Annotated in this window: 16 protein-coding genes; 5 read left to right on the top strand and 11 right to left on the bottom strand. The window is 32.2% G+C overall.

Annotated elements, in window-relative coordinates:
• The first annotated feature begins 148 nt into the window (after positions 1-148).
• From ACSBPO_RS11865 to ACSBPO_RS11850, 4 genes are all read left to right on the top strand, one after another.
• Positions 149-1,579 (top strand): alanine/glycine:cation symporter family protein, encoded by a 1,431-nt coding sequence (locus ACSBPO_RS11865; protein WP_442600255.1) that lies wholly within the window; start codon positions 149-151, stop codon positions 1,577-1,579.
• A 130-nt stretch (positions 1,580-1,709) separates the two neighbouring features.
• Entirely contained in the window at positions 1,710-2,480 is a 771-nt protein-coding gene (locus ACSBPO_RS11860; protein WP_442600254.1) for a hypothetical protein, read from the top strand.
• A gap of 214 nt (positions 2,481-2,694) precedes the next feature.
• Positions 2,695-3,180 carry a staygreen family protein gene (locus tag ACSBPO_RS11855; RefSeq protein WP_442600253.1) on the top strand — a complete coding sequence of 162 codons (486 nt, stop codon included), beginning with the start codon at positions 2,695-2,697 and terminating at the stop codon, positions 3,178-3,180.
• Positions 3,181-3,385: 205 nt separating this feature from the next.
• Complete coding sequence (locus tag ACSBPO_RS11850) at positions 3,386-3,544, top strand: hypothetical protein (RefSeq protein WP_442600252.1); 159 nt, start codon at positions 3,386-3,388, stop codon at positions 3,542-3,544.
• Between the two features lie 337 nt (positions 3,545-3,881).
• Here the strand turns inward: ACSBPO_RS11850 and ACSBPO_RS11845 are convergent, their stop codons facing one another.
• On the bottom strand, positions 3,882-4,079 hold the full coding sequence (locus ACSBPO_RS11845; protein WP_442600251.1) for a hypothetical protein: 198 nt from the start codon (positions 4,077-4,079) through the stop codon (positions 3,882-3,884).
• A gap of 268 nt (positions 4,080-4,347) precedes the next feature.
• On the opposite strand from ACSBPO_RS11845, the gene ACSBPO_RS11840 reads away from it, so the two are divergent.
• On the top strand, positions 4,348-4,698 hold the full coding sequence (locus ACSBPO_RS11840) for a hypothetical protein (RefSeq protein ID WP_442600250.1): 351 nt from the start codon (positions 4,348-4,350) through the stop codon (positions 4,696-4,698).
• A gap of 105 nt (positions 4,699-4,803) precedes the next feature.
• Here ACSBPO_RS11840 and ACSBPO_RS11835 read toward each other — a convergent pair whose 3' ends face one another.
• The 10 genes from ACSBPO_RS11835 to ACSBPO_RS11790 form a co-directional block, all read right to left on the bottom strand.
• Entirely contained in the window at positions 4,804-5,163 is a 360-nt protein-coding gene (locus ACSBPO_RS11835) for a cupin domain-containing protein (RefSeq protein WP_442600249.1), read from the bottom strand.
• 176 nt (positions 5,164-5,339) lie between these two features.
• On the bottom strand, positions 5,340-6,359 hold the full coding sequence (locus ACSBPO_RS11830; RefSeq protein WP_442600248.1) for an ABC transporter substrate-binding protein: 1,020 nt from the start codon (positions 6,357-6,359) through the stop codon (positions 5,340-5,342).
• A 43-nt stretch (positions 6,360-6,402) separates the two neighbouring features.
• Entirely contained in the window at positions 6,403-7,734 is a 1,332-nt protein-coding gene (locus ACSBPO_RS11825) for a Glu/Leu/Phe/Val dehydrogenase dimerization domain-containing protein (protein ID WP_442600247.1), read from the bottom strand.
• Between the two features lie 202 nt (positions 7,735-7,936).
• A complete protein-coding gene (locus ACSBPO_RS11820) occupies positions 7,937-8,587 on the bottom strand; it encodes a GntR family transcriptional regulator (RefSeq protein WP_442600246.1) in 651 nt (216 codons plus the stop codon).
• A gap of 3 nt (positions 8,588-8,590) precedes the next feature.
• Positions 8,591-9,010 (bottom strand): GntR family transcriptional regulator, encoded by a 420-nt coding sequence (locus tag ACSBPO_RS11815; RefSeq protein ID WP_442600245.1) that lies wholly within the window; start codon positions 9,008-9,010, stop codon positions 8,591-8,593.
• A 201-nt stretch (positions 9,011-9,211) separates the two neighbouring features.
• Positions 9,212-9,829 (bottom strand): HAD family hydrolase, encoded by a 618-nt coding sequence (locus tag ACSBPO_RS11810; protein WP_442600244.1) that lies wholly within the window; start codon positions 9,827-9,829, stop codon positions 9,212-9,214.
• A 48-nt stretch (positions 9,830-9,877) separates the two neighbouring features.
• Positions 9,878-10,591, bottom strand: coding sequence for a YjjG family noncanonical pyrimidine nucleotidase (locus ACSBPO_RS11805; protein ID WP_442600243.1), 714 nt, complete (start codon positions 10,589-10,591; stop codon positions 9,878-9,880).
• Between the two features lie 65 nt (positions 10,592-10,656).
• On the bottom strand, positions 10,657-11,124 hold the full coding sequence (locus ACSBPO_RS11800; RefSeq protein WP_442600242.1) for a DMT family transporter: 468 nt from the start codon (positions 11,122-11,124) through the stop codon (positions 10,657-10,659).
• 37 nt (positions 11,125-11,161) lie between these two features.
• Positions 11,162-11,860 (bottom strand): Crp/Fnr family transcriptional regulator, encoded by a 699-nt coding sequence (locus ACSBPO_RS11795; protein ID WP_442600241.1) that lies wholly within the window; start codon positions 11,858-11,860, stop codon positions 11,162-11,164.
• A 25-nt stretch (positions 11,861-11,885) separates the two neighbouring features.
• A complete protein-coding gene (locus ACSBPO_RS11790; protein WP_442600240.1) occupies positions 11,886-12,311 on the bottom strand; it encodes a DMT family transporter in 426 nt (141 codons plus the stop codon).
• Positions 12,312-12,399 lie beyond the last annotated feature (88 nt).

Raw genomic sequence — 12,399 nt, 5'->3', positions numbered from 1 at the left:
TACATGAAGAAAAATATAAATATATTATGCAAAAAGGAAATATTTATTACTTGTTTAGAATAATAAATTTTGCTAGATTATTAACTATATAGTTTAGCTGAGTAAAGTAAATAGAGTGGGATTTCATAAGAAATAAGGGGGAAAAGGAATGACTTTTATTGATTCAGTCATTGGTTTTTTAAATAATCTGTTATGGGCTTATATACTCATTGCAGTACTTGTTATCTCTGGTTTATTTTTTTCATTTAAATCGAAGTTTGTTCAGTTTACTAACTTCACAGAAATGTTCCGAATATTAGGAGATAAAGCATTATTATTAGCTGATGGGAAGAAAGGGATATCATCTTTTCAGGCATTTTGTATTAGTGCTGCTTCCCGGGTAGGAACGGGGAATATTGCCGGTGTCGCAACAGCGATTGCAGCTGGTGGACCAGGTGCCGTATTCTGGATGTGGATGATTGCCTTCTTAGGTGGAGCTTCTAGTTTTATTGAAAGTACTTTAGCACAGATTTATAAAGTAAAAGACAAAGACGGATTCCGTGGTGGCCCTGCGTATTACATGGAAAAAGGGTTAAAAAAGCGCTGGATGGGAATTACGTTTGCTGTCATCATTACGTTTTGTTTTGGTTTAGTATTTAACTCTGTTCAGTCAAACACGATATCGATTGCCTTTCACGATTCCTTTGGATTAAGTAAAATGACGATCGGACTGATCCTTGCTTCGTTAACAGCGATTATTATTTTTGGTGGGGTTAAGCGCGTAGCACAAGTATCATCCGTCATTGTTCCAGTAATGGCTGCAATCTACCTGATATTAGCCATTGTGGTTATTTTAATGAACATTACTGCTATACCAACGGTGTTAACTCTTATTATTAAAAATGCATTTGGTATGGACCAAGTAGTTGGCGGCGGTATTGGTGCGGCTATTATGATGGGAATTAAACGTGGACTATTTTCAAACGAAGCTGGTATGGGTAGTGCACCAAACGCAGCAGCTACAGCAACCGTTTCACATCCTGTAAAGCAAGGGCTTATTCAAACATTGGGTGTTTTTGTTGATACCATTTTAATCTGTTCTGCAACGGCTTTTATTATCTTATTATCCGATGCCTATACGAATCCAGATTTAACGGGGATCCAACTTACACAATCTGCATTAAGTGAACATATCGGTTCATGGGCAACGATGTTCTTAGCCATTGCTATTTTCTTATTTGCCTTCAGCTCCATTATTGGTAACTACTATTATGGGGAAACGAATATAGAATTTATTAAAAATAGTCCAACAGCTATCTTTGTTTATCGTGTAGCAGTTGTTTTAATGGTTGTATTTGGCGCTGTTGCTGAATTGACGACTGTATGGAACCTAGCTGATTTAACAATGGGCATTATGGCTCTTATCAACATCGTAGCTATCTTTATGCTTTCCAAAATTGCTCTAGCAGCCCTTAAAGACTATTTAGCACAAAGAAAACAAGGAAAAAACCCTGTATTCTATGTTGATAGTATTCCAGGCTTAGAAGGTATTGAAAGCTGGGAAAAGAAAAGCTCACAAAATATGAAAAAAGCACAATAAAAATAATGAGGAAACCTCTCTTACGTAAGAGAGGTTTTTTTATGGAATCGATCTGCTATTTTTCCTGTTTTACATGATTTTCCCATAAATGGTTACACTAAAAACGGATGACTATTTGGGAGGGATAATGATGAAAAAAGAATTACTTTTTGCGTTTATGGCGTTTTTTCTTATGTCCTTAACAGCAATCACTGGTGTGTATGCAACAAATAATGATGAAACAAAGAAAACGACACTTTTAAATAAACAAGTCGACATCACAGGGGATGGAAAGAAAGAAGAAATTATCATTTATGGAATTCCAAATAATAAAGATGAAAAGGTGTATAAAAAGATCCACTTAACGATAAAAACGGCGAACGGTAAAAACCTTGAAAAAAAATATGAATATGGTCTAGATCCAAAATTAAAGTTAATTGATTTTAATCATGACGGAGTAAAAGATGTATTTTTAACGATTCAAAGAAGTGAAAGTGGGGAAGGGAATGGAGGAGTAAAGGATTATTACTTATATTCATTTAAAGATATGATATTTGTAGAGCTGCCACTTCCAGAGACAATGGAGATAGAGGGACAGTTCACCAATGGTTATAAAGCCAAAATTTCTATACCTGATACAAATAAAAAAGTGGTTTTTGATTTAATGTTTAAAAAAGACCAATATGATAATCTTGGCATGTATCAAAATGGTAAATTAAACGAACCAACAGAATTAATTATACTCCCTTATGGGAAATTAACACCATTCATAACAAAAGATAACCATTTTGGACTTAGTGAAATGCAGCAAATTAGTGGAGTATCTGATTCTGACACTATTGCTTTTGTTGATTCCAAATGGTTTTATAAAAATGGCAAATGGATGCTATATGAAACAAAGATTCGGGGAGTTAGGAAATAAATGATATAGGATCTAGACTTCATCATGTACCTAAGTACGTGAAGATGTACTAAAGTACGTCAAATCTACTTAAGTATGTAAGGCGTAATAAAATACACCAACATTTTTAATCTAAGTAGTAACTTTCAATGTTGTATTAGGCTACTGTCACGATTGTTTATGTATTTTCATAGGATATGGTAAGCGCGGAAATATTTGAAAGGAGATGCTTGCCATGTCCCTTTTTATTCCTTCGAAACTTTCAGTATCCTATTTGCCACCTGCCACTCCTTTTAGACCACTTGATAATCGAAAATATACATTAACACATTCAGATACAACGGGTGAATTGTTTTTAACAATAGGCTGTCAATACGATAAAAATAAAATAAATATGAAATTAAGAGACGAAGTTTTAGCCGAATGGCTACCGCAAACAGGAGAATTTCAACTATGGGGAAATGTTTATATCAGTGGCGGAGAATTCGATGAATCCTATGCAAAAGTAAGGTTCATGATCTTTCAAAAAGAGCTTGAATTAGCAATAAAAGCCATTGTGTATGGAGATCAATCGTTTTATTCCTGTTATCCATGGTTATTAGACTCTCCGATTTATATCCGTTTTGATTCTGTGTATCCTCAATTCCAACAAGTACTTTATTATGGAACACCAAGACAGTACTTAACCGCAATATTTCAACAACCAGTTATAAAAACATAATTTCAATAATATTATTATGTAAACTAAAATATAAAAAATGACCGTATAAAGCGGTCTTTTTTTATGATTGGACTGGACGGATTTTGTTTTAACAGCTGTTTTTTATCATAGCAAAGAAAATATACGACCTTAATCCTTAATTTATAGTAAAAACATGCATAAATAGGATATTGATGCAAAAAATACATTTGAGGTGTATATATATATGAGAAATGATGATTTGGATCAAGCTGAAAAGGAATTAACCAGTGCTAGTTTATTAGGAGCTAAAGAAGACATCATTCATAAAAGTAATTCGGATGAAGGTCATGACTTAAGAGTTGCAAACCGATATGGAACAAATCTAATGCAAGAATCTGAATAAAACATGAAAAATCTCTGGCATAAATTCACCGGAGGTTTTTTTATTGATAATACAAATTTAAAGCATAAACATTTATATTTTTAAAAAATTTCATTTCGTCTCACTAATTTAAGTATACTTAGATATTGAGACCTCTATTAATTCCCACTCCGCAACTTCCTAGAATTTATATTATGTAAACTAGAAAATGGATAAAAAGGACATCTAGAATTGGTCCACCCCCTGCTCCTTACTATTTCTGTTGCATTTAAAATTACGTATAAAAAAATAGAAACACCCACATTATCAAATTTGAGTGTTTCTATTTTATTCCTCTTGGTTAATACTTTTTGTTTTTTCATAAAAAATCTAATGGCTTTATTTTAGATTGAATATTATATAGTCTGTTTAGGCAAATCACCATTTTTTTAGCAGCTTTGAAATCTGCTGTTTTCCAGGCTTCATTTTGATCAACGGTATAAACAAGGGAATTTTTATCTTTAAAATTGGCAAAGTACACACCGTCTAACACTTCTACAATAAGGTACTCTCTCATATTCACTCCCCCACTTCATTCTCATTGTTTAACATAAGAATGCCAAATATAAATGATCGTGGGTGTGATGTATGTTATATGTTTTAAGATTATTTATGTCGAAATTGTTAAAGAATTTAAGGGCTACTCTGCCTCTCTTTAATCTAATGCTAATACATATAAAAATGTAAATAAAAAGACATAGAATCCTGACGATTTTTTGAAAAAACGGTTTAATTTGTCAAATAATTCCTTTGATACATTAAGATGTATTAAGGAGGTGGTTTTGTTGAAAAATCAAATTTTATCCGTTTTTGGGTGGACCTTAATCATCCTTAGTTTGCTTGGTATATGGAATAGCATACTTGAAAATCCAACTGTTTTTATGAAAAAGTTCACGGTGATGTTGTTAGTTGGAATACTTCTTTATTTTATATATAAAATCTTTGGTCAATCTCTTGCTAAGAAAAAAGGAAAGATCATATTTCTGAGGGCAGCAAGAAATAGAAAAGTAAAAACTAATAATGTGAAAAAGACTATACCCATTATAAAACGAACCAGTTTAAACAAATTAACTGCATCACATCTAACTGTTATTAAAGGCAAAAATAAAAAGAAGAAACATCGAGTTTCTTCTTAGTTGATATAGTACTTTAGGGTGGGTTGCTCCCACCCTTTTATTGTTTATAAAGCATCCATTTATGAGTGAGTATTTTTTAGCCATTGAAAAATGAGGGGGCTTTAGTTATATGGATTGAAGATCGGAGACGGTTCTTTCATTTACTTGATTTCCTGTATTAAGAGTGGTTTTTGGTTCAAATAATAGAACATGAACTTCCTCTTCCGCAACTGGCAGGTGTTCAACCCCTTTAGGAACAATAATGAATTCACCTTCATTAATCCAAACATCTTTGTCCCTGAATTTTATTAATAACTGCCCCTTCACAACAAAGAACATTTCATCTTCATGTTCATGGAGATGCCAAATGAACTCCCCTTTTAATTTTGCAAGTTTCACATGTGTATCATTGATTTCTCCAGCAATTTTTGGACTCCAATATTCGTTAAATAAAGAAAATTTTTCGTTGATATTTACTTTTTCCATAAAAAACCCCACCTGTTATTGATTTTATTTAATTTTACCTCTAATTTTAGTTAAATAAAACTATCTTGTTTCCCTATGCACAATTTATGAAAAAACACCAATCGCTTATTGCGCGATTGGTGTGGAACATTGTCGGGCCGTTGCTTTTAAAATTTTTCTTTTGGAAATATAAAATCTTAGTTTTCGTAGTATTCAGCTATATTGTTCCATTCTTCTTTTATTTTAATGTCTATTTCTTTAGCAGAGTCTTTGTTGATTAATAACTTTAAGTTTTGAGGATATTGAACAGGCATTTCAGCGGGTGTTTTTTCCCCTTTTAGTATTTGTGCAGCCATTTCTCCAGCTTCATAACCAATATCGTAATATTCAAAACCGTATGCAGCAAATCCACCTCGTTTTACTGAATCTAATTCTCCTACAAATAATGGGATTTTTTGATCTTTTGCAAGTTTAACTACTGATTCTAGTGCAGTAACCACTGTGTTATCCCCGATAATGTAGATAGCATCGGCACGTCCTTTTAAAGAATCAGCTGCCTGCTGAACCTCAGATGAAGTTGAGACAGTTACCTTTACTAATTCAATTCCTGTTCCTTTTAATTCTTTTTCAACCATTTCAATTTGAGCCACCGAATTTTGTTCTCCTGAATTGTAAATGGTTCCGATTTTTTTTACATTGAATTGTTCTTTGATAAACTTAATTGTATTTGGAATTGCTTCTGGATGAGTATCTGTTGTACCAGTAACATTACCGCCTGGATTTTCCATTGATGCCACTAGTTGTGCTCCCACAGGATCTGTGACGGAAGTAAAAATAATCGGAATGTCTTTAGTTGCACTTAATGCTCCTTGTGCGCTTGGAGTAGAATTAGCAAAAATTAAGTCTACATTTTTACTCTTTAAATTATTTGCTATGGATTGGTTATTACTCATATCACCTTGAGCAATTTGAACATCAAATGTAAGGTTTTCCCCTTCTTTTAATCCATTATCTTCTAAAGCCTTTTTAAACCCATCAAAAGCAGCATCTAAAGATGGATGTTCAACAATTTGGGTTACACCAATGGTATACTGCTTTCCTTCTTTATTTTTCTCACTTTTTGTGCTAGCTTTTTCATTTGTAGCTCCACAAGCAGTTATTATCCCTAACATAAAAAATAAAACGATATAGTGAAAAATTTTATATTTATTTTTCATTTGGACACCCCAATTAATTAAGATATAATAAATCTTATTCTTTCTAATTTTGATATATTATTTTTTCACATATTCTATACATAGACTCAGTAGGAGTAATTCCTAGTTCTTTGGCATTTAGTAGATTTTCCCATGTTTTTACTGGAACTGTCTCTCTTATTCTATTGATTAAGCTATCGTAGTTAGCATTTTCGCCTTCTAAGTATTCTTCTGCTCCACATATGACACCAGCAACATTATGCCACCATGATTCTTGGAATAATATTCCTCGTTCTGAAATCAGTCTTGATAATCTTATTTCTTCATTTTGATTACTTGCTTTAAGTTGATTATTAGCCGGACCAAATATAATATCAAAGTTCAGGTTAGGAATGTTATCTTCACTTAAAATTCCGCCAATGGCACATGGGCATAATATATCAGCTTTTATTTTTAATATTTCGCTAGGATCTACGTATTTAATATCTTTATCTGGATGTTGATTTAAAAACTCTTCTACTCTTTCCTTATTAACATCAGTAATAATTAAATAGGTGTTTTCACTTGCAAGATGTTCTGCCATATACCAGCCAACAGCTCCTAATCCCTGAACAGCTATGGTTAAACCATCAAGTCTTTCAGTACCCTTTAGGAATTTAACAGCTTGCTTTAATGCTAAATATGTACCAAATGCTGTAGGCTTTCCAGTTTCACCTAAGGGACCTTTTGGCCCTCCAGTATATTGGATTGAAAAGTGTTCCTTCATCACATCTGCCATTTCAGTCGGAAAGTTCATATCTGGTCCTGTCATACTCCTTGTTTTATCCAAGGAAAATGCCAAAAATCCCATCATTTCAAGATTATTTAGGTCGAGAGGCTCCATTTGAACAGTCGTTTTGCAACCTCCAAATGCAAGATTTGCGGCAACATTTTTAAAGCTCATTGCCCTAGCTAAGTTAAGTCCATTTATGATGACATCCTTCTCCACGTGATCAAAACCATAACGTCGAATTCCGCCAGCTAGGGTTGCGTGTAATCTATTGTTAATTCCTAAAGCTAAACTGTGTATATTTCCCATAAACCTGATATTGTATTGGTCATTATAATAACAATCCATTCCGAAATGTTTACCTTGAATTAGTAAGTCTATTACTTGTTCTAGGTATTCTAATAAATCGTATTTTTCATATAGTTCTTTAACTTCGATGGTATTTAAATATCTAGCTTCATCAGTCAAAATACTCTCATTGTAGAAGGTTTTATTGTATGTAGAAAAATCAAAATCTTTTTCCCATTCCTTTGCTGCAAATAGATTTATACGTTGCTCTTTCCAATTGTATCTCAGCTTTAGGGTAGTTAATCCTTCCTTTTTTAATGGTGTAAAAAGACTTTTCATAAACTGAAATCATCCTCCTTCAAAAAAACATAGTATACTATGTTTTCATTAAATTAAGTTTAGCATTTTATGGAAGTAATCTCAATAAATATTTTAAAAATTCATTATTATCTGAAAATAACACTTTTAATATAATTGTCAGAATTGTAATTAAACATAAAAAAGCCTATATATTATAGGCTAGAAGTTCTTTAATTTATCCTTAATATCTAATTTTTAAGACTGATTTCATACTATTCTTATAGTGAAGATTTAATTTATCCTCTACATCCTCACATTTATTACTTTTAATTGATTCTAATAAGTCTTTATGTTCTTTTAAACTATTCATTTTATTCTTATTTTCTGTATGAAAATCTTGAACAACCAGATAAAATAGATCATTTAAGTTATTAAGAATTGAAATTAGCCGTTCATTTTCAGAAATAGTAACTAGACATTCATCAAATTTTATGGAGTACTCTAAAAATTTTGGGTTATTACCATCTTTAAAATATTGTTCCTGTTTTTGATAACACTCTTCCATGGCAGTGATTAATTCCTTTTGTTTTGATTGCTCTATACATAATTTATAACCACCGATAAGTAAAATTGCTATGGCATTTGAAATTTCTGTTATATCTCTTTTTGTTAGTTTAATTACCGTTATTCCATGCTTTGTATCATATTCGATAAGCCCTTCCTTCTTTAACATATTTACAGCTTCTCTAAGGGGGGTATTACTAATTTCAAGTGCTTTCGCTAATTTTTCAAGATTGATTCGTGTTCCTTGCTTATATTCACCTGATAATATTTTATCTTTTAAATAAAAGTATGCTTGGTCTTTTATGGTTTTTTTTTCTACTAATCCCATATTTTACACCTTTCTCCATATTAAAAGTTGATCGCAAAGTTTATTTACAACCTCAATACTTCTTTTATTATTGGATTCTTTTATAAGATTTTGGAATAGTGATATAGCTTCCATTATTTCATCTGTACTAGCGTTATGTTCGATTGAGATATTCTGTCCAGTTATCTTATTTAAGATATCGAGGATTTCAAGGACATCGTCATACTTAATATCAACTACTCTTGTACCTACATTTGTTTTATATATAAGTAATCCTTCTTGCTGAAGCATAAATATTGCCTCTCTAATTGGAATTTTACTTACTCCTAATGACTTTACCAATTCATCTATATTTATCTTCTCATTTTTTAGAATTTTACCAGATAAAATTTTCTTTTTTATATCCTTATATACTTTTTCAGTATACGATTCTTTTTTAAACATAACTAATTCTCCAAACTATAGATAGTATACTATTTAGTTTAATCTAAATTTTTAGTCAAATCAATTCGTGTTTTATACTTATCTGTATGGAGATAAACTTGTGAGAGAAATCACCTTGAAAATTAAGGATTAGCACAAAAAAACCCTCTATCGAGAGAGGGGTAAGAAAATAGACTTACTCTTAATTTATCTACTAAACAGCTAAAATAAATCAACTAGATCCAGTAAATCTTCTATACAATAATCATAATGACTTACTTCACCAAATCCATATTTCGCGTATACAAAGGGAATACCAGCAAATTCTGCTCCTTTTAAATCCCCTTCTGTATCCCCCACATAGACAGGAGAAGTTAAATTATTTCTTTCCATTATTAATTTAATATTTTCCCCTTTTGTAAGTCCCGTTCGGCCGGGATTCTCATAATCTACAAAGAATGTACCTAACTGATGATATTGAAAAAAAGATTCAATGTACCCTTCTTGACAATTGCTAACGATAAATAGCTTATACTTTTGGGATAAAGCCTTTAGAACTTCTTCTAAATTAGGATAGAGTGAACCCCCATGTTGTTCTAAAAAGTTACATTCAAGGTCACAACACGATTTTAAAAGGTGGTCACGCTTCTCGTCATTAAGACTAGGAAAAAGAATTTTACCAATATCTTTTACCTGGAGTCCCATCGTTTTTTTAAAATCTTCCTTTGTTAGCTCTATATTAAGTTCCTTACTTTCCTTAATTACCTTATTCCAGGCTATCAGAACCGTTTCTCTTGAATCCCAAAGAGTTCCATCCAAATCAAAAATGATACTATCCATCGCTCTATCTCCTAACATTTCTTATTCATGTTTACTACTAGACAAGAATTATTTTAGTAATAGTGCTTTTTCACTGCTTAGTAATATTTCGTACAGTTCCTCTAATTTTTGAATCTCATAGGTTGGTATGATTTCCGAATTTTTTACCTTTAAGTTAGGATTAAACCAGCATGTATCTAGACCGACCTGTTGTCCTCCCTTTATATCAGCACCCAATGAATCACCGATGATTAATGTTTGGTCCAATGAAAAGTTTGGTATTCGATTAAAGACATAATCGAAAAATTCTTTCATTGGTTTTTGATAACCAGTATCCTCTGAAACAAAAATCCCTTTAAATAACGGGAACAGTCCTGAATCACGTAAACGTTTATACTGAGTCCTAGATACTCCGTTCGTTACAATATATAGGTCATAATGGTTTTGGAGTTTGCTAATCATTTCAAAGGCCCCTTCAATCAGTTGATGGCCTTGTTCTAAATAATGACGATAATTTTTTTCGAGTAAAGTACCGTTCACTTCTTTACCTAGCTCCTTAAATAATAAGGAAAAACGTGTATTTACTACCTCATCGCGGCTCAATTTTCCTTCTTCAAAGGATTGCCATAAACCTTGATTGATCTTTTTATACATTTTTTCAATCTCAGGAGTTAAAATATGATTTTGCTCTTGAAAAAGTAGTTTCAAGGCTAATGTTTCTGCAGCACCAAAATCTAGTAATGTATCGTCTAAGTCAAATAATAATGTCTTGTAGTCTTTCATAAATATCTCTCCCGTGATGTCATTGATAGTTCATGTAAAATATTTAAAGGAATTAATTATAAATTTTACTGCACCTTTTGGAGTTTTTCTCTCGTGTTTAAATCGCTTAATTTAAAGACTAAGATACCGGCAATAATAATGAATACGCCGATCAAATCCTTAAAAGTAAAAGGAACCTTATGCAATCCAAACCAGCCTAATGAATCTAATATTAATGCAAATCCTAGCTGGGAGGACAGTGTAATGGATGTGGCGAAGGTAGGACCTAATAGTCTAATACTTTGTACTAAACAACTTACCACTCCAATTCCTATTATACCGCTAAACCAGTACCAGACTTTCATATTTTCTAAAATAAATAGATGTTTTCCTTCAAGAAATAATCCGATCGTAAACGAAGCAAGTGCGCCTAGTCCTAGTACGATGGCTGTTGTTGTCCATGTTCCTATCTGTTCATTTACCTTACTATTAAAGATGCTCTGTAGGCTGACCATTAAACCTGCTACAATGGCAAAGAATAATCCCAAAATCATTCTTGTTCTCTCCTCTTTGGTGGTTTACTAGATTAGACTATTCATAAATATTATCGCCAGCTAACAACTTTAATCCTTCTCTATCCTTTATGAAGAGGAATCCTTTCTTGCGCTCTATCACTCCATTAAGACAAAACTGATGAATGACACGATTCAGATGTCTATAGCTGGTTCCGATTAAGTTTGCTATATCAGTTAAATGAGAAGTACTTATTTGACCGTTAAGTTGTAGATTATCTTCATCAACGTTTATGGAAAGTAAATAGCTTGCTAGTCGAACTTCTACGGGATACATTAAATTAAAGCTCATGGAGTTAGATTTCAGATAAAATTTTTGTGTAATGATATCCAATAAAAATTGTAGAAATGGCGAATAATCTTTTAAGAAACTATTAAGTTTATCATGATGGACCCCGATCATATAACCGGCAGAAACAGCCTCAACGGTGTTAATGATATCAATCCCCTGTACGTATTCTATATCCCCAATCACTTCAAGCGGGTTCTTGAAGGATAGGATTAACGTTTTTCCTTCAGAAGAGGTGGTAAAGATTTTCACTTTCCCTTTAACGAGAACATATAGAAATTCAGTAGAATCTCCCTGAGAACAAATAAGCTCTCCTTGTTCAAAATGGTAAAGTGATAAGTAGGGTTTAATTTCATTATTGAATATAGAATCTATATTAAATGCCTTTAAATATGATTCTAATTGATCGCTATTATTTATTTTTCTCAAACTTTTATTCACATCCTGCTTTGTGTTAAAACTTTAATATTACTACTCCAACGATCATCATGCCAATTCCAATCAACTGTTGGATTTGAACTCTTTGTTTCAAATAACCAAACCAACCATTTTGATCGATTAAATACGTTAAGAATAGTTGGGCTATCAGTAAAATGGCTATTGACAGTGTAACACCAATTTGAATGATAGCGGTGATATTACAAAAAATAATGATTGCGCCAAAAGAACCCCCAGTTATAAATAAAGGTTTAACGTGTTTAAGCTTTTTCCAAGATGGGTCAGGGACAATAGTTAAGAGAAATATCGTCACTATAAATCCAATAAACTGTGTAAGAGAAGCTGTTTGCCAAGTACCGATATCTTCGCTAATTTTGGCGTTAAAAACCCCTTGAATCGTTATAAGCGCTCCCGCTAAAAATGCCAATAAACTACCTTTCAAATTAATCGCCCCATTTATTAAAGTTCTAAACTAATTAAAAAATAGTTATAAGCATTTTGAGAAGGACATATGTCCTAATTGGAAAAAG

This window comes from Neobacillus sp. D3-1R, from assembly GCF_052180215.1.
In the GTDB taxonomy this organism is placed as follows: domain Bacteria; phylum Bacillota; class Bacilli; order Bacillales; family Cytobacillaceae; genus Pseudoneobacillus.
Note: the sequence above shows the minus strand (reverse complement) of the source record. Positions and strands in the feature narration are given on the sequence as shown.